13 protein-coding genes and 1 pseudogene are annotated in these 18,006 nt (G+C 54.7%); 4 read left to right on the top strand and 10 right to left on the bottom strand.

The window, feature by feature from the left end:
• Positions 1-131: 131 nt before the first annotated feature.
• Genes FIV45_RS14880 through meaB form a run of 3 tightly spaced genes read right to left on the bottom strand, consistent with a single transcriptional unit; the run spans position 132 to position 2,016 of the window.
• Positions 132-605 carry an SRPBCC domain-containing protein gene (locus FIV45_RS14880; RefSeq protein ID WP_099470819.1) on the bottom strand — a complete coding sequence of 158 codons (474 nt, stop codon included), beginning with the start codon at positions 603-605 and terminating at the stop codon, positions 132-134.
• Positions 598-948, bottom strand: a complete 351-nt coding sequence (locus tag FIV45_RS14885; protein WP_099470818.1) for an ArsR/SmtB family transcription factor — start codon at positions 946-948, stop codon at positions 598-600. The genes FIV45_RS14880 and FIV45_RS14885 overlap by 8 nt, the downstream gene beginning before the upstream one ends.
• A gap of 60 nt (positions 949-1,008) precedes the next feature.
• Positions 1,009-2,016 (bottom strand): methylmalonyl Co-A mutase-associated GTPase MeaB, encoded by a 1,008-nt coding sequence (gene meaB / locus FIV45_RS14890; protein ID WP_099471056.1) that lies wholly within the window; start codon positions 2,014-2,016, stop codon positions 1,009-1,011.
• Positions 2,017-2,186: 170 nt separating this feature from the next.
• Here meaB and FIV45_RS14895 point away from each other — a divergent pair, with 170 nt between their 5' ends.
• The gene (locus FIV45_RS14895) at positions 2,187-3,797 is read left to right on the top strand and encodes a SulP family inorganic anion transporter (RefSeq protein WP_099470817.1); all 1,611 of its coding nucleotides are present in this window, start codon (positions 2,187-2,189) and stop codon (positions 3,795-3,797) included.
• Between the two features lie 10 nt (positions 3,798-3,807).
• On the top strand, positions 3,808-4,230 hold the full coding sequence (locus tag FIV45_RS14900) for a GNAT family N-acetyltransferase (protein WP_099470816.1): 423 nt from the start codon (positions 3,808-3,810) through the stop codon (positions 4,228-4,230).
• Between the two features lie 72 nt (positions 4,231-4,302).
• Here FIV45_RS14900 and FIV45_RS14910 read toward each other — a convergent pair.
• The 5 genes and pseudogenes from FIV45_RS14910 to FIV45_RS14930 form a co-directional block, all read right to left on the bottom strand.
• Positions 4,303-6,260: pseudogene (locus FIV45_RS14910) on the bottom strand (alpha/beta hydrolase family protein).
• A gap of 183 nt (positions 6,261-6,443) precedes the next feature.
• Positions 6,444-6,755, bottom strand: a complete 312-nt coding sequence (locus FIV45_RS14915) for a cupin domain-containing protein (RefSeq protein ID WP_099470813.1) — start codon at positions 6,753-6,755, stop codon at positions 6,444-6,446.
• A gap of 180 nt (positions 6,756-6,935) precedes the next feature.
• Positions 6,936-9,074, bottom strand: a complete 2,139-nt coding sequence (gene scpA / locus FIV45_RS14920) for a methylmalonyl-CoA mutase (protein WP_099471055.1) — start codon at positions 9,072-9,074, stop codon at positions 6,936-6,938.
• 105 nt (positions 9,075-9,179) lie between these two features.
• On the bottom strand, positions 9,180-10,901 hold the full coding sequence (locus FIV45_RS14925) for a class I SAM-dependent methyltransferase (protein ID WP_099470812.1): 1,722 nt from the start codon (positions 10,899-10,901) through the stop codon (positions 9,180-9,182).
• An 87-nt stretch (positions 10,902-10,988) separates the two neighbouring features.
• Positions 10,989-11,771, bottom strand: a complete 783-nt coding sequence (locus tag FIV45_RS14930; RefSeq protein WP_099470811.1) for a phytanoyl-CoA dioxygenase family protein — start codon at positions 11,769-11,771, stop codon at positions 10,989-10,991.
• Between the two features lie 330 nt (positions 11,772-12,101).
• Here FIV45_RS14930 and FIV45_RS14935 point away from each other — a divergent pair, with 330 nt between their 5' ends.
• Together FIV45_RS14935 and FIV45_RS14940 are read left to right on the top strand one after the other, a co-directional pair.
• Positions 12,102-13,898, top strand: a complete 1,797-nt coding sequence (locus tag FIV45_RS14935; protein WP_099470810.1) for a DUF885 domain-containing protein — start codon at positions 12,102-12,104, stop codon at positions 13,896-13,898.
• Positions 13,899-13,926: 28 nt separating this feature from the next.
• Complete coding sequence (locus FIV45_RS14940) at positions 13,927-15,651, top strand: DUF885 domain-containing protein (RefSeq protein WP_099471054.1); 1,725 nt, start codon at positions 13,927-13,929, stop codon at positions 15,649-15,651.
• On the opposite strand, the gene FIV45_RS14945 is transcribed toward FIV45_RS14940, so the two are convergent.
• A complete protein-coding gene (locus FIV45_RS14945) occupies positions 15,611-17,428 on the bottom strand; it encodes an aminotransferase class V-fold PLP-dependent enzyme (RefSeq protein ID WP_099470809.1) in 1,818 nt (605 codons plus the stop codon). The two genes, FIV45_RS14940 and FIV45_RS14945, sit on opposite strands and share 41 nt — an antisense overlap.
• 60 nt (positions 17,429-17,488) lie before the next feature.
• Complete coding sequence (locus tag FIV45_RS14950; RefSeq protein ID WP_099470808.1) at positions 17,489-17,956, bottom strand: Lrp/AsnC family transcriptional regulator; 468 nt, start codon at positions 17,954-17,956, stop codon at positions 17,489-17,491.
• Between the last annotated feature and the right edge of the window lie 50 nt (positions 17,957-18,006).

Genomic DNA, 18,006 nt, shown 5'->3' on the forward strand with positions numbered 1-18,006 from the left:
ATATGGCATAAGACGGAAGACGTCAAGGGGTTTTCCCATAATCATCACAACAGACAGAGCTCACTTTGAATCCGGTTCGACTGCATATCCACCCCCTGTTTATAAAACACCAAAGTGACCGTGCAAACCGGCTATTTCTTCGCCGCACACCAGGCCCTGAAAAGCTCGCCAATAATCAGATCCCAGCCGCCTTCATGGTCCCTCCGCTCTTTCGGTCCCCGCGCGCCCAGTTTTTCCCATCCCCTGTGCACAAGGTCAAGCCGGGTTGCCGATCCCTCTGCGGTGAAGCTCACCTCGACCTCTGTCGCCTCTGTCGGCTCCCACCCCCAGTGCCAGGTGAACAGAATACGCCTGGGTTCCTCGAAATGGCGCAGGCGGCCAATGACAAACCCCGTCCCGTCCGCATATTCACCGCGGATTTCCTGACCGATTTCACGTGGAAAAACGATGCGGGCCAACGGTTTGTTATCGGTGGCATCGCAGCTTTCCTCCAGCGGCCACCATTCCGACATATGATCAACAAAAAAACGGAATACCGCGTCCGGTGACTTGTCGATCACCACGCTTTTGAGAATTGGATCTATGTCATTTGCAATTTCAGTCATCCTGTGTCTCCATCAGATGTTTCATATTGTCAAGCGCCTGATCCCAGAAGCCATCCAGCCAACGGCGCAAAACGGCGAGCTGCCGGGGATCCGCCCGAAAGATATGCCGCACCCCGTCAACTTCCTCCTGCACCAGTCCCACATCTTTCAGGATTTTCAGATGTTGAGACACCGCCGGACGGCTGACCGGCATCAGACGGGCTATCTCGCCCACGGAATAGGCGCGCCGGGTAACATGCTCAAAAATTTCCCAACGGGTGCGGGGCGCCAAAGCCTCGATAACCTTGTGAGCGTCCCGGGACAGCGCGCCTGATATGTCGATATGTGGTTTTTGGTAAGTCATAACTTACCTATATAGAGATTCTTTTGGTAAGTCAATTCTTACCAAATAAAAATAACCAGATTATTTTTTAAGAAAATCCCTGAGCAGCTCCCGTGCGGCAGCGGTGGGCGGGATCTCGCCGCGTTTTACGGCATCCTCCACTTGTGACAGCTTCGTGGGCAGGTGATCGCGGAAGGCATCCATCATCTGGTCATGAATTTCCGACCACATCCAGGCCCTGGCCTGTTCCGCCCGCATCCGATCCAGCTCTCCCCCTTCTTTCAGGGCCGCCTCAAAAGACTGAACCTGGGCCCAGACCTTGTCCAGACCTTGCTGTTTCAGGGCAGATGCCAGAACCACCCCGGCAGTCCAGCCGCTATATTTGGGCCGCATCAGGTGAAGAGCGCCTTTATAGTCCGCCGCCGCGCGCCCCGCCGCCGCCTTCAGGTCACCGTCGGCTTTGTTGATGATCACCAGATCAGCGAGTTCCATGATGCCGCGTTTGATGCCCTGCAGGTCATCCCCGCCCCCCGGCGACAGCATCAGCAGGAACATGTCCACCATGTCGGCAACCGCAATCTCCGATTGGCCGACGCCGACTGTCTCGATCAGGACCACGTCATAGCCCGCCGCCTCACAGAGCAGCATGGCTTCCCGGGTGCGCCGCGCCACCCCGCCGAGAGTGCCACCGGACGGCGAGGGGCGGATATAGGCGTTGGGGTCTTTGGACAGCAATTCCATGCGGGTTTTGTCGCCCAGGATGGAGCCGCCGGTACGGGTCGAAGAGGGGTCCACGGCCAGCACCGCTACCTTGTAACCCTGCCCGGTGAGATACAGTCCGAAGGCTTCAATAAAGGTGGATTTCCCCACCCCCGGCGTGCCGGTGAAGCCGAGCCGGATCGATTTTCCGGTATGGGGCAGGATATCGGCCAGCAAGGCCTGCGCCGCGGCCTGATGGTCGGCGCGGGTGCTTTCGGTAAGCGTGATCGCCTTGGCCAACGCCCGCCGCTCGCCGTTGAGTATTTTATCTTTCAGATGGGTCACGGTATCTGCTTTTCTTACTTTATAAATATGCGCCGATACTATCATGCTTTTCCCAATAGGCCAGACCAACTCCATATTTTTTTCAGAGAAAACGACGCCGGTTCACCCCTGCGCCAACCCGTCGCCTGTCTACATTAGCCTTGCATCATAGGGGATCATGCGGTATCAGCGGGCACAACAAGGGTAAACCAAGTATTTCATCAGGGTTAAATATCATGACAGAGCAGGCAACATCAGAACCGACGAAACCGACGCGGGGCTGGGTCGAGGAATTCGGCTTTAACAGCTTCAGCCGCATCAAGACAGAGAGCTTTTCCGGCCTGACAGTCGCCCTCGCCCTGGTGCCGGAAGCCGTGGCTTTCGCCTTCGTCGCCCAGGTCAATCCGCTGGTCGGGCTCTATGCTGCTTTTATCGTCGGTCTGGTCACCGCCCTGTTCGGCGGACGACCGGGGATGATTTCCGGCGCCACCGGCGCCCTCGCCGTGGTCATGGTCAGTCTGGTGGTCAGTCACGGGGTCGAGTATCTCTTCGCCACCGTCGTCCTGATGGGCATTATACAGATCATCGCCGGGATTACCCATCTCGGCAAATTCATCCGCATGGTGCCCCATCCGGTGATGCTGGGTTTCGTCAATGGCCTGGCGATCGTGATCTTCCTCGCCCAGATGGGACAGTTCAAGACCAGCAGCGGCGAATGGCTGAACGGCCTGCCACTGTTTCTGATGCTGGGTTTCGTCGCCCTGACCATGGGGATCATCTATGTCATGCCGAAAATCACCAAAGCGGTCCCCGGTCCCCTGGCCGCGATTGTCATCGTCACCCTGATCGTGATCGGGTTTAATCTCGACATCCCGCGGGTCGGCGATCTGGCCTCCATCGCCGGTGGTCTGCCGACGTTCCATATCCCGGAAATCCCGCTCACCCTCGACAGCCTGTGGATCATCCTGCCTTACGCGATCATTCTCGCCGCCATTGGCCTGATCGAATCTTTGCTGACCCTTAATCTGGTCAGCGAGATCACCGAACAGCACGGCCCCGGCGCCAGCAAGGAATGCGCGGCCCAGGGCGCGGCCAATCTGATCACCGGCTTTTTCGGTGGCATGGGCGGCTGCGCCATGATCGGCCAGAGCATGATCAATGTAAAATCCGGCGGCCGGGCGCGGCTCAGCGGCATTGTCGCCGCCCTGAGCCTGCTGGCCTTTATCCTGTTCGCCTCCGGCCTGATCGAACAGATCCCCCTCGCCGCCCTGATCGGCGTGATGTTTATGGTGGTGATCGGCACCTTCGCCTGGAACAGCCTGAAACTGATCGGCAAGATCCCGCGCCACGATATCTTCGTCATTGTTTTCGTGACCGGCATTACGGTGGCCTATGACCTGGCGATTGCCGTGGTCGCCGGGGTGATTATCTCGGCCCTGGTGTTCGCCTGGGAGACGTCGAAACATATTTATGCGACACGGGAAATTGACGCGCAAGGCTCTAAAATATACCGTCTGTCCGGGCCGCTGTTCTTCGGTTCTGTCGCGAGCTTTATGGAACTGTTCGATCCCAAGCAGGACCCCGATGACGTGATCGTCGATTTCCTCGATTCCCGGGTGCTGGACCATTCCGGCCTGCAGGCCATTGACGCGCTTGCCATCCGCTATGATGACGCCGGCAAGACATTGCATCTGCGCCATTTGAGCGCCGATTGCCGCCGCCTGCTGCATAAGGCCCGCAAGATCGTAGAAGTTTCGGTGATTGAAGATCCGGAATATGGTGTGGCCGTCGATTATGAAGGCAATTACACCCTGATGCGCGCCCAACCGGAAGAAGGACGGTCTTAAGGAGGACCCCGTGAGCTATCGTTTAAGTTTTGACCACGCCGATCAACAGCTGGATGTTATTCACGCCTATCTGGCCCAGACCTATTGGTCACCGGGCATCCCGCGTGAAACAGTAGCGAAAGCCATCAAAGGGTCGCTTTGTATAGGCGTCTTCGCGGAAGACGGAGCACAGGTGGGCTTTGCCCGGGTGATCACCGATCGCGCCACCTTCGCCTATCTGGCGGATGTGTTCATAGTGGACGGTCATGGTGGTCAGGGGCTCGCGCAGAAAATGGTCCGCGCGCTTCTGGATCACTCCGAGATGCAGGGCCTGCGCCGCTGGATGCTGGCGACCTCGGACGCCCATGGGGTGTATGAAAAATGTGGCTTCACGGCCCTGGCCAATCCCGACATCATGATGGAAATCAACCGCCCGGATATTTATCAGGGGTGAGTATTATCCGCTGGCTCAAATCAGGCCTGAAACTTTTTTAAACCAGCCGCGAAATTGATCTTTTGCTGTCCCCTATTTGGCGCCTTTCAAATGTTTTTCCAGAAATTTCTCCATGGCGGCAAGCATGTCTATACGGGCGGCTTCTGTGTCCATATGATGGTCACCGTCCTTCAAGGTCACCAGCGTCACATCTTTTTTCTGTTTCTTCATTTTCTTAGCCATTTTTTCCGCCTGGCGATAGCGCACCCGATGGTCGTCTTCCGCATGGATGATGAGCAGCGGCTTGGTGATTTCATCAGCTCGATGATAGGGCGATACCTCATCCGGATCGACACCATTAAGTCCCATCGATTTTGTCCAGACGGTGCCACCGATATATTTTCTATCATGGGCAATCAACCCCGGCATGTTCAACACGGCGCTAATGCTGATGCCGCAACGGAACAGTCCGGGGTTTTGATCAAGCCCATAGCTGCGGCATAGCCGCCGTAGGAGGCCCCAGCGATACAGATGCGCTTAGGGTCGGCGATGCCTTGTGCGATCAGCCACTGCGCACTATCAGTCACGTCATCCTGCATACGCCCACCCCACTGTTGCCGTCCGGCATTTTCGAAAGCTTTGCCAAACCCTTCAGAGCCCCGAAAATTTGATTGCAGAACAGCATAACCCCGGTTGGCCAAGAATTGCACCATATAATCGAACATCTGGGTATCTCTGGCATGAGGGCCGCCATGAACAAGGACAATAGCGGGGAGGTTCTTGGTGTCCCGCCCTTTGGGAAGTGTCAAATAACCCGGTATCGGCACGCCAATGCGGTTCTTGTAACTCACAACTTGTACCGGCGCCATCTCTTTGGGGGTAATCCCTGGCATGGTTTCGGCAATAAACTGAAGTTCCTTGCTCTTCATATCCAGGAGGTAATATACGCCCGGATCAACGTCACTCATCGCATGGATCAGATAGAGCTTCTTTCCTTCATGCAGCCCAACCACTCTGTTTATCGTCTTGGGCAAAGCATGATCGACCGTAGCCTGTATTCGCGTTAGTTTATCGTCAAAATAGATGATTTTCGGCTGATCTATGGTATATTGTACGCCGACAGGCTTTCCGGTTACCGGATGTTTGACAATATGGTCATAATCAACCTGATCGTGAGAGAATATCGGGTCAAGAACTTCATCTGTTTCCAGATTGATCTGGAAAATCGCTTTACGACCCCTCTCGTTGTATCCGCTGACATAGGCTATTTTCGGGTCAGGGGAGAACCCGACAATATCAATGCCCTTTCCTCCCCAAGGCGTGTCGCTGATTGAACGCCAATAGCCTTTTGCAGAGGATTTATATCTGTTTTGAAAGCTATTGCGATCATATCCCCACGCCAGGCGGATTTCATTTTGTTGGTCGGTACCATAATTCTGGATACCGTCATTGCCCCTAATGACCTCGCTGAAATGCCCGCTTCCGACATCAATGAGACGCACCTCGCTATTACCATCAAGATCTGAGTCCAAAGAAAGTAGAATATGATCCGGGTCCTCCGGCAGCCAATCGACGACTTTATCCTGTATTTGCGCGGGCACTTTTTCCGTGCCGAGACGCGTGCCAATGGTTTGCTTCTTTCGGGGGCGAATCAAATTAATCATATTCTTGCCATCGAGATCAAAACCGTATAACCGCGTTTCCCGGGTTGTCGTGAGATAACGTTTGCTGGTGTAGGCATAGGATACCGCCAGGCGCGTTTTGTTGATCCAGCGAAACCAAGAGATTTCGGCACCTTCCCCAGTCGGAATAACGCCAGCGGTTTTCCCCTGAAGGGGCTGAATAATAATTACCTGCCGTCCTTCGTGGACCACAAAAAAGGCCAGATGTGTACCGTCGGGGGAAAGCTGCATACCGCTGGCGGTTTTAAGTTGGGCAAAGGCTTCTATCGGAATATGTGATGATTTCTGCGCGTCTTCCGCATGGCTCAGAGAGACTAACCCGCCGTTCAAGGCCAAAGCCACTGTTATCGCGAAGACTAAATTTAACATGTTATTCCCCCAAAGTGTTGTTGTTATTCAAAAAACATAGACAAAGCTGCGTAATTTTTCAACCTAAATCCATACGCGTGAGCAGCTTACCCCTCCCCGGATCATCACTGTTTGCCACAGGAGGAAAGAGCATTCCACTCCTGAGTCATCTGAGAGACAGCCTTCCACTTTCTGGCCCTGTGATTAAACGCTGCCAGCGGCCTCAATAACCAGAAGGCGCGCTTCCCCGACAGGGTGAGCCACATGTTCGGTGCCGATGGTGGCATGGAAAATATCTCCGGCCCCCAACCGGACAATTTGAATGTCACCGGCTTGTTTATAATGCATGTCGACCGCGCCATCCAACACAACAAACACCTCTTCCCCATCATTGACATGCCAGATGTAAGGCTGGTCCGTCCAATGCAGGCGGGTGGTGATGCCGTTCATTTCAGCGATATCCAGAGCGCCCCAGGCCGTGTCCGCCGTATAATCTTTTGATCGGATAATTTTCATTCAGTCTCTCCTTCAATGTCCGCACGCCACCCTAGACGTTTTCAGAATTGAAGGAAACAGCCTAATAATCTGCGCCGTTCCCTTGCACAGGTAAGGATCCTTATGGACATCCCCATGAGAATCGCCATCAGACGAACTTTGGGTTCCCCCTACGATATAGTGCCACAGAAAGGCAAGGTATTACCCCCGCTTATTCAGCACTTCCAGCACCCGGGCGGCGGCTTCGGGGATGTTGGTACCCGGGCCAAAGATGGCGGCGACACCGGCGTCGTGAAGGAAATCATAATCCTGCGCCGGAATCACCCCGCCGCAAACCACGATAATGTCATCCGCGTCCTGGGATTCCAGCTCGGCGATCAATTGCGGGATCAGGGTCTTATGCCCTGCCGCCAGCGACGAGACACCGATGATATGCACATCGTTTTCGATGGCTTCCCGCGCCGCTTCCGCCGGGGTCTGGAACAAAGGCCCCACATCCACATCAAAGCCGATATCGGCAAAGGCGGTGGCGATCACTTTCGCGCCCCGGTCATGGCCATCCTGGCCCATCTTTACCACCAGCATCCGCGGCCGGCGGCCCTGCTTTTCAGCAAAGTCTTCGATGTCTTTCTGAATCTTGGCGAAGCCCGCATCGCCCTGATAGGCAGAGCCATATACGCCGGAAATGCTTTTCACTTCGGCCCGGTGGCGGTTGAATATTTTTTCCATGGCGTCTGAAATCTCTCCAAGGCTGGCGCGGGCGCGGGCCGCTTCCACGGCTTTCTCCAGTAGATTATCACCGCCTTTGGCCGCGTCTGTCAAGGCGGTGAGCGCCGCCTGACATTTGGCTTCGTCTCGGCTGGCTTTCATCTTCTTCAGGCGGGCGATCTGGGACTCCCGCACTGCATCATTATCCACATCGAGAATATCGATCGGGTCTTCTCTCTCCAGCCGGTATTTATTGACCCCGACCACCACTTCGTCGCCCCGGTCGATACGGGCCTGTTTCAGGGCGGCGGCTTCCTCAATGCGCAGTTTCGGCATGCCGCTCTCGACCGCCTTGGTCATGCCACCGAGTTCTTCCACCTCATGGATTAGTTTCCAGGCTTCCTGCACCAGATCATTGGTCAGGCTTTCCACATAATAGGACCCGCCGAGCGGATCAACCACATTGCAGATACCGGTTTCTTCCTGCAGCACGATCTGGGTGTTGCGGGCAATGCGGGCCGAGAAATCCGTCGGCAGGGCAATCGCTTCATCCAGCGCGTTGGTATGCAGCGACTGGGTGCCCCCGAGGGTCGCCGCCATGGCCTCGACCGTGGTACGGATCACATTATTATAAGGGTCTTTTTCGGTCAATGACACGCCGGAGGTCTGGCAATGGGTGCGCAGCATCATGCTCTTCGGGTCCTTGGCACCGAAATTCTCCATAATCTGGGCCCAGATGGTGCGGGCGGCGCGCAGCTTGGCAACCTCCATAAAGAAATTCATCCCAATGGCGAAGAAAAAGCTCAGCCGCGGCGCGAAGGCGTCGATATCAAGACCTTTGGCCATGGCGGTGCGAACATATTCCATGCCGTCGGCCAGGGTGAAGGCCAGTTCCTGCAACTGGGTCGCGCCCGCTTCCTGCATATGATAGCCGGAAATGGAAATCGAATTGAATTTCGGCATTTCTTTCGAGGTAAATTCGATGATGTCACCGATAATCCGCATGCTTGGTGCGGGCGGATAGATATAGGTGTTGCGCACCATGAATTCTTTCAGAATATCATTCTGGATCGTGCCCGACAGCTTGTCGCGGCTCACGCCCTGCTCCTCGGCGGCGACGATATAGAACGCAAGACAGGGGATCACGGCGCCGTTCATGGTCATGCTGACCGACATCTGGTCAAGGGGGATCTGGTCGAACAGGATCTTCATATCCTCGACACTGTCGATCGCCACCCCGGCCTTGCCGACATCGCCCTGAACCCGGGGATGGTCACTGTCATAGCCCCGGTGGGTCGCAAGATCAAAGGCGACGGAGAGCCCTTTTTGTCCGGCGGCGAGATTGCGGCGGTAAAAGGCGTTCGAGGCCTCGGCGGTGGAGAACCCGGCATATTGCCGCACGGTCCAGGGCCGCCCGGCATACATGCTGCCCTTGACGCCGCGGGTGAAGGGGAAAAAGCCCGGCAGATTATCGATATGGGGAATGTCTGCGACATCTTCGGCGGTATAGAGCGGCTTGACATCAATGCCTTCCGGCGTCGCCCAGGTCAGGTCTTCAAGAGGTCTGCCGCGCAGCTCCTTCGTCACCAGATTTTGCCAATCCGAAATGCTTTTCCGCTTACCATCCGTCATCGTCTTCATCCACCTCAAAAAATAGGACCTTATATCTTGTGCAGTGCAGAATACATAAATGTTACTGACGAGTAAAGTTTTTTTAAACCTGAAGACTGCGCTTGCTCAGGACACAGGTTTCCGGCACCAAAAATGATACATAAAGCCAAAGCTATCGGGGTTATCCTGATCAAACCGATCCCAATTACCTAAATCCCGTTGTAATTTATCGCCGGGGTAGGCCGTGGCATAGCGACCAGAAAGTGCCGGATCCATATGATCAAAGCCCAGAAAGATCAGGCCCGCGCGCTCCAGCATTAATTTAAGCTGCTGCGGCGTGTAGCGGTTCTCATTGACGTTAAAGACCAGATCATGCAGGCCGCTAATACTGTAAAAATCCTGATTCTGCGCAACCTTGGCCACCGGATGATCGGGTGGCAAGCTCAGCACCGCTTGGCGGAAATCCCGTACGCCCTCGGCGCTGTCAGGGAAGCCTTCTGCTGCGATATAATCCCGCGCTTTAATCACATCCTGACGGCCTCTTTCGCTGTATAGGGCCAGGCGCATATACCCTCCCGGCCGCAAAAGACGGGTCAAAATGGCAAGTCCCTGTTCCGGCGCCCCCAGATGGTGCAATACGCCGGTGCAATCAATATAATCGCTCTCTAGGTTCGGCGCATCAAGCGCCAGAATATCGGCATGATAATAGCAAATTTTATGTTTGCGAAAACCATTTTCCGCCACCGCCCGTTTGGCATAAGCGAGACTGGTGTAACTAATATCAAGGGCTGTGATCCTGGCGGGCGCAATACCCGAGGCCAGACGACATATCTGCAGCCCGGTTCCACAGCCGGGGATAAGCAGGTCTATGGGCCCCTTGGCGCGGGCATAGGGCGCCTGATCAGGAAACCGGCTTTGAAGGAATTTATCAAAAGATTGAGCGCTGGACTTAGATGTATTGATCCAACGGGGATAGGGATAACGCTCATATTGCTGCTGTACTTTCTTCGATGTTTCATCCGATACGGTGGTCAGAGAGGAAATCTGATTGCGCAAACCGGCCTCATCATGAGAATCAAACCATTGGCGTTTAAGGAGAAATTTTATCGGCGGGGATTGATTTTTGTTATAGCTGGGCGCGGATTGCAAGACTTCATGCAGGGGACGATACGCCCCGAGCACGGCCCATTTAAGCGGACCTTCAACTGCGGTTTGCACCAACTGATCCACCAGAGCCATTTCTTCCGCCGTCACCGCATAGGCATATTCTGTATTGAAACATTGATTGGCGAGCGCCGCAAGAAAATCTACCCGCGTGGCCATGGCATGATCAGATAACCCCTTCTCTATACTCTGCTCGAGCACATGTCGGCGTAAACGGGTCAAAACTGTCTCCAGCAGAGGGGTTATGACAATCGCCCTTGTCATGACCGCCAGCAACAAGGCATCCTGAAAAAAAGCGTCGAAGTGATCACTGGCGAGAATCGTCTCCCGGTCCTGTTCGGATGCATCAAGCACATTGAGCAGAGTACCAAGCAGTGGCGCCGCGCTATATTGATTATGAACCACCATGCTCAGATCCTGAACATTGATCTCATCATGCTCCGCCCAGCGCGCCAAAATATGCAGAATACCATCAGGCAATTGGTAACCGCTGGTTTGCCCCAGAACGTGGAGAGTATTTTTGGCAAAAGCCAGGTTTTTCGGCTTCAGAATCAACGCCGTGAGGAAAGACCCCAACGCCCCACTCAGGTCTCCATTCTGATAGAGCAGACTGCCCAGATTATGGTGCAGCACCGCGTTCTTTGGTGTTTTCTGGAGCCGTGCCCTGAGCTCTGGTTCGGTCATGATGGTACATCCCGGTCTGTCGGTTTACAGTTACTGCTCGCCAGCTTAGCCAAAATAAGTCTTACATGCAAAACCTTAACCGGCGTCCTATCCCGCCCGGGACAGGGCCTTGCTGGTGGGGCTGCCTTTGTTGCTGGTGGCTTTGTCGCGGAAGTAAGCGGCGTAATAGTCGCCGTCCGCCGCTTTATTATAGGTGTAATAAATGATCCGGCGGCTGCGATCCGTGGCATTGACGGCGCTTTGGTGCGGGCAGCGGTGGCTGAAAATCACCACATCACCAGGAGAGAGCAGAATTTTCTCGAAATCAACCTGCGCCGCCACCCTCTCCGTCAGTTCCGGGGTGCCGTTCCGCCGGGTGTTCCTAAGCAGTGTCTCGAAACCCCCGTCATGCCGGGCCGCCACTTCCAGCGGGCCATTGTCCGGGGTGCATGGATCGAGCGCCAGCAGCACATTATAAAATTCCTCAGCATATTCATACCAGCCGCGCCGCACCCGGTCCGCCCCGTCCCGCCACTGGAAAATGCCGTCATAATGAGCGTAAAACCCTTCGCCCCCCGGCGGTTTGACATTGTACTTATCCTTGAAGATCGTCATTTCGCTTCCGAAAAGGTTTTTCAGCAACCCCGCCATACGCCCATTCATCTCTCTCAGGTGGGGCGCCTTATTATAAAGCCGTTCCATCCGGCGCAGTAACCCTGTATCGTCACGGTAACGGTCAATGTCCGCACCGCCCCCCGCCTGCTGCAAAATATCCAGCTCCTGAAGAAGCGCCGAAACCTCCTCCGGTGTGAGAATTTGCGGCAGAACACAATAGCCTCTGTCCTGATACTGGTGCCGTCCCCTTTTAAAGTCATACATCTGTGTATTCATCTGTCATACCCCTGTCGTGATATCTTCCTCCGCCCTCATCTGATGCGCTACCCTGAGTGGCGTTCGCATAATATAAGTAGCCCTAAAAGGAGATCAACGCAGTGATCCTTCACATTTTTGTCATTTTTATTTACAGATTTATTTGCTGAGCGTTTCGGTGTTTTTCCACCCCCGATCTTCTGCCCGGCCCCGGCAAAACATTCACTCTGAAATAATCGACTGTATATTATATAAAATTAGGCAGAAAATATCGTCATCTGGACTTGTTGCCGTCTGGTAAACCCGATAGTCTACTTCCCAACAACACATTCAGATAATTGGGAAAAAATAATGAAGAAAGCTGTTCTGTCCGCCGCCTTATGGGTCACATTAGGCCTCGCATCGACACCCTCCGCCTGGGCTGACGATACGCAGGATTTCAAGAAAATTCTCGATGACCACTGGCACCAAAGCCTGACGGAAAGCCCGACGTTTGCCTCCGAACTCGGTGATCGCAGCGCCAATGGGCGATTGAGCGAAAATTCTCCGCTGGCGCGGCAGCGGCGCCAGGATTTCAATGACGCCCTTCTTACCCGCCTCGCCGGCGTCAAAGCCACAGAACTTAACCCCCAGGACCAGGTGAATTACAAGGTTTTCCTGCGCCTGCGCCAGATGGAAAAGGAAAGCTATCGTCACCCGGATTATCTGTTTCCGATCACCAACCGCGAAGGTTGGCACATGTTTTTTGCCCAGACCCCGGCCAGCCTGCCCTTTATGGAAGCCGCCGACTATGAGCATTATCTCGGTCTTCTGGCCGACTATCCCCGCTATAACGCAGAAAACATGGCGGTTCTGGCAGAAGCCGTGGAAAAGGGATACACCCATTATTGCACGTCCATGAAAGGCTATGAGACCTCCATCTCGACCCATATTGTCGAAGATGTCACCACGAGCGCTTTTTATAGTCCTTTCACCCGGTTTCCGGCCAACATGTCGGAAGCCCGGCAAAAGAAAGTCACCGAACGCGGCATCGCCCTGATTACGGAAAAAGTCATTCCCGCCTATCAACTTCTCTATAAATTATATACAGAAAAATACGCCCCCGCCTGCCGCAAGACCGTCGGCATCACCAGCCTGCCCGGCGGCAAGGATTATTACAGCTATCTGATCCGCAATTTCACCACCACCGATCTCACCCCACAGCAGATTCACGACACCGGTCTCAGTGAAGTCAAGCGTCTGCGCGGCGAAATGGATAAAATCATCAAGAAAGTCGGCTTCAAAGGCACTTTCCCCGAATTTCTCGTCTTCCTGCGCACGGACCCGCGCTTCTATGCCGAAAGCCCGACGGACCTGATGGAGAAAGCGGCCCTGATCACCAAGCGCATGGATGGGCAATTGCCGAAACTCTTTGGCTACCTGCCGCGCAACCCTTATGGCTTGATGGAAATTCCGTCCGATATTGCCGAAAAAACCACCGCTGCCTATTATATGCCGTCACAGGGGGATGGCAGCAAATCCGCCGGCAATTACTATATCAATACATCCTTGCTGAAAAGCCGCCCGCTTTATACTCTGGAAGCCCTGAGCTATCACGAGGCGGTGCCGGGCCATCACCTGCAGGGCGCGATCCAGAAAGAAATGGAGTTGCCCAATTTCCGCAAATATCATTATTTCAACGCCTACGGCGAAGGCTGGGCACTTTATTCGGAACGGCTTGGGCTTGAGGTGGGCTTCTATACCGATCCTTATAGCGATTTTGGCCGCCTGACCTACGAGATGTGGCGCGCCTGTCGCCTGGTGGTCGACACCGGCATGCATGCCTTCGGCTGGTCGCGCCAGCAGGCCATCGATTTCATGGCCGAAAATACCTCTCTCAGCCTGCATGAAATCACCACCGAGGTCGACCGTTACATCACCTGGCCGGGACAGGCGCTGGCCTACAAGCTTGGTGAGCTGAGCATCACCGCCTTGCGCCGTGAAGCGGAGCAGCGGTTGGGGGATCAGTTTGACATTCGCGCCTTCCACGATATGATTCTCGGCAATGGTTCCCTGCCCATCGCCGTGATGGAAGATCTGGCGCGGGACTGGATGGCTGCCCAGGAAGCTAAGAATATAAAACACGCTCAAAACAACAAACAAAATTAAGGAAATAACTGTGTCTTTGAAAAAACATATGGCGACTGCTCTGGCGTTGATCATTTTACCTGTGAGCGGCGCATGGGCCGATGCCGGTTCCGACTTTAAAGAACTGCTGAGCGAGCATTGGGCAGAAGCGAGCAAGGAACGGGTCTTCTTCCGCACCGATCCGGACACCTTCCGCATGAACGGCAGGCTGCCGGAATTCAGCAAGGCCGCCCGCGACCGGCGGCAGGCGTTTAATGAAACAATCCTCACCCGTCTGAAGAGTATCCCGGAAGCCGCGCTTTCACCGACTGATCAGGTGAGCTACAAGCTGTTTAAATATGAACGCCAGACCGAGGCCAAGAGCTATAGCCAACCGGGCCACCGCTTCCCGATCACCAAACTATTCGGCTATCACACCTATTTCGCCGACGCGCCCGCCAATATGTCCTTTTTGGAGGCAGCCGATTATGACCGTTACCTGATAAGCCTCGCCGACTTCCCGCGCTATAACCGAGAAATGATCGCCCTCCTGCAGGAGGGCATCGACACCGGCTATACCCACTATTGCCAATCGATGGAGGATTATGAAACCTCCATCAGCCAACATATTGTCGCCGATCCAGAAGACAGCGCGCTTTACGGCCCCTTTGTCAAAATGCCGGCGCAAATGCCAGAAGACAAAAAAGCCACCTACCGGGCGCAGGGCGCAAAACTGGTCGCGGAAAAAGTCATTCCCGAGTTCCAGGCGCTCTATGATTTCTATACCCAGAAATATATGGAAAACTGCCGCATGGAAGTGGCGATTTCCGCCCTGCCCGGCGGCGCGGCCTACTATCAGGCGGAGATCGAATATTTCACCACCACCCGCATGACCGCCCAGGAAATCCATGACCTTGGCCTGAAAGAAGTTGCGCGCATCCGCGGTGAGATGACCGCCATCATGAAAGAAGTCGGCTTCACCGGCGATCTGAAGGCCTTCCTCACCTACTTGCGCGATGAACCACGCTTCTATGCCACGTCAGAAGAAGAATTGCTCGGTCGCGCCGCCCTGATCGCTAAGAATGTGGAAGGAGAATTGCCGAAATTCTTCGCCACCCTGCCGCGCGGCACCTATAAAATCAAACCGGGCGCACGGGGAGCTTATTACATGGCCTCCACCGGGGACGGCAAGACGTCGGGCACTTATTTCCTCGGCACCTCCAACCTCAAGGCCCAGCCGCTCTATGCGCTGGAAGCTTTGACCTTCCACGAAGGCGTCCCCGGCCATCACCTGCAATCGGCCATCGCTATGGAGCAGAACGTGCCCGAATTCCGCAAAACCCTCTCCCATTCCGCCTATACGGAAGGCTGGGGCCTCTATTCAGAGTTTTTAGGTAAGGAAATGGGCTTCTATCAGGACCCCTATAGCGACTTTGGCCGCCTGACCTACGAGACCTGGCGAGCGGTGCGCCTGGTGGTCGATACCGGCATGCATGCCTTCGGCTGGTCGCGGGACAAGGCGATCCAGTATATGCTCGACAATACAGGATTGAGTGAGGCCGGCGTCATTGCCCAGATTGACCGTTATATCACCTGGCCGGCCCAGGCACTGTCCTATAAAATTGGCGAGATCAAGATCCGCGCCCTGCGTCAAAAAGCCGAAGACACGCTGGGTGAAAATTTCGACCTGCGCGCCTTCCACGACATGATCATCGGCAACGGATCACTGCCCATCGCCATTCTCGAAGAGGTGGTTAACCAGTGGATCGCAGACCAGAAGAAAGCCAGTTCGTAACACTGGTCCACAGGCCAGGCTTTTCAGTTTTCAGGGCAGAGGGATCATCGTCTCTCTGCCAATTTTCATCCCAATCTTCCGGCAGACCAAACCAGCGCAGTTCCGCATAGCCTTGCGGCAGAGGAGCCATAGGTCGCGCGGTTTTAAAGCCCGCCATATCGCCACCCTCGTCCTGCAACAACTTTTCCGCCACATCGATATAGTGGCTCAGGGCTTCACGGGCCCCAAGGTCGCAGCAATGCGGGGCCGAAAATAGCCCGCCCGTAAAGGAAATGTCATTCAGATCGGCGCAACAGGTGGCCGACTGCCGCTGACAGACCCACAGACTGCGTTTCTTGTCATAGGCATAATGCGGCATCAGTTTCCAGCCATGATCGGCAATCAGCTCTACGGCGCGCAACAGATACTCAAACGTTTCCTCGCCGATGAAATAATTGAAGTTCAGCCGCACCCAACCCGGCTTCAGGGCATTATGCCCCGCTTCCACCGCGTCGGTGATCGCCCGGCTGTGATTACGATCGATATGCAGCAGTTCATGACCATAAGGCCCGGCGCAGGAACAGCCGCCCCGCACCTGAATGCCGAACAGATCGTTGATCAGCGCATCAACAAAGCCGAAATGCAACGGTTTGCCCTGCCACAGGATCAGAAACGACAGGATCGAGGTGCGCGGCGCCTTCAGATCACCGAGGATCTGGATATTGGGGTGCCGGGACCAGCGGGCAATCGCCCGGGTGATCATGTCATGCTCCAACGCCTCGATATTCTTTGGCCCGACAGCGTCTTTTAGCTGAAAGACCATGCCGGCGCGGATCGATTCGACGATCGCCGGCGTGCCGCCTTCTTCGCGGGCTTCCCCGGATTTATGATACTGGTGTCCTTCCGGCGAAACATAGGATACCGTGCCGCCGCCCGGCACCGACGGCACCCGGTTGGTCAGCAACCTGCGTTTGATCACCAAAACCCCCGGCGTGCCCGGCCCGCCGATAAACTTGTGGGGCGAAATAAAAATCGCATCCAGCGAACTGTTCCCTTTTTCGTCCTGCGCCCCCGTGACATCAATTTCAACATATGGCCCCGCCGCGGCATAGTCCCAGAAGGCCAGCGCCCCATGGTCATGCAACAGACGGGTCAACCCCGCCACATCACTGAGCAATCCCGTTACATTAGACGCGGCCGAGAAACTTCCGATTATCAGACGCCGTCCTGCATACCGTTCAAGCTCCTGCGCCAGAACCGCCTGATCAATATCGCCATTCTTTGACAAAGGGATCGCCACCACATCAACTGTGCTTTCCCGCCAGGCCAGCTCGTTGGAATGATGTTCATACGGCCCGACGAAAACCACCGGACGATCTTCTGGCGCAATCTGGTGAGAGAAGCCATGTCGATCATCCATATTTGCCGGAATGCGGATATTAAGGATATCAACGATTTTCTGTATCGCCGCCGTCGCGCCGGAGCCGCAGAAGATAATCGCGTCCTCGTCACTGGCGTTAATGGATTTGCGGATCAGAGCCCGGGACTGCTCGCGGAAAGCCGTTGACTGCCGCCCGGTGGCGGAGGCCTCCGAATGGGTATTGGCGTAAAAGGGCAGAACCTGATCGCGTATATAATCCTCCAGAAAGCTCAACGCCCGACCGGAAGCGGTATAATCGGAATAGATCAATGGTTTCTGTCCGAAAGGTGTCCCAAACAGTTTTCCTTCGCCGATCACCGATGTGCGAATCTGCCCGATCAGTTTCTCTGTTGCCGTTCCCTGTAATTCTTCTAACACGCCGATACCCTTCGTTTATAATATTGCTTCGGGTGAAGAGACGCGGCGTACGGTTTCGGATCAGATCATATTCCCGAGAAAAATCTCGGTGGAGTTTTTGATCTCTTCCATCGCGAAATTGGAGGTCACATCCGTGAGACTCGTGGCCTCGATAAAGCGCCGATAAAAATCATCATAGGCCGCAATATCCCGGACAATCACCCGCAGCAGATAGTCATATTCACCGGACATGCGATAGAAGCTCGCCACTTCCGGAAAATCACACACCGTGCGGGAGAAATTCTCCAGCCATGCCCGGTTATGCTGGCTGGTCTTCACCTGGACGAAAACCGAAACCTTGCGGTCCAGCATATCCCCGTCCAGCAGAGCAACCCTGCCCTTGATGACACCACTCTTTTCCAATTTCTGAACCCGTCGCCAACAGGGGGTTTTGGTCAACCCGACCCGTCGCGCCAATTCATCGATAGAAATACTAATATCTTTCTGCAGCAAGTCAAGAAGTGCCAAATCTGTCTTATCAAAGTTCATTTTGTGCTCTTTTAATAGATTTATTAGAATTTAATTCCTATTTGTATCAT

It is taken from the genome of Paremcibacter congregatus (assembly GCF_006385135.1).
Lineage (GTDB): Bacteria > Pseudomonadota > Alphaproteobacteria > Sphingomonadales > Emcibacteraceae > Paremcibacter > Paremcibacter congregatus.

Coding starts and splice junctions, on each gene's coding strand:
- FIV45_RS14880 (WP_099470819.1), bottom strand. CDS start 605: ATGACTGAAATTGCAAATGACATAGATCCAATTCTCAAAAGCGTGGTG.
- FIV45_RS14885 (WP_099470818.1), bottom strand. CDS start 948: ATGACTTACCAAAAACCACATATCGACATATCAGGCGCGCTGTCCCGG.
- meaB (WP_099471056.1), bottom strand. CDS start 2,016: ATGATAGTATCGGCGCATATTTATAAAGTAAGAAAAGCAGATACCGTG.
- FIV45_RS14895 (WP_099470817.1), top strand. CDS start 2,187: ATGACAGAGCAGGCAACATCAGAACCGACGAAACCGACGCGGGGCTGG.
- FIV45_RS14915 (WP_099470813.1), bottom strand. CDS start 6,755: ATGAAAATTATCCGATCAAAAGATTATACGGCGGACACGGCCTGGGGC.
- scpA (WP_099471055.1), bottom strand. CDS start 9,074: ATGACGGATGGTAAGCGGAAAAGCATTTCGGATTGGCAAAATCTGGTG.
- FIV45_RS14925 (WP_099470812.1), bottom strand. CDS start 10,901: ATGACCGAACCAGAGCTCAGGGCACGGCTCCAGAAAACACCAAAGAAC.
- FIV45_RS14930 (WP_099470811.1), bottom strand. CDS start 11,771: ATGAATACACAGATGTATGACTTTAAAAGGGGACGGCACCAGTATCAG.
- FIV45_RS14935 (WP_099470810.1), top strand. CDS start 12,102: ATGAAGAAAGCTGTTCTGTCCGCCGCCTTATGGGTCACATTAGGCCTC.
- FIV45_RS14940 (WP_099471054.1), top strand. CDS start 13,927: ATGGCGACTGCTCTGGCGTTGATCATTTTACCTGTGAGCGGCGCATGG.
- FIV45_RS14950 (WP_099470808.1), bottom strand. CDS start 17,956: ATGAACTTTGATAAGACAGATTTGGCACTTCTTGACTTGCTGCAGAAA.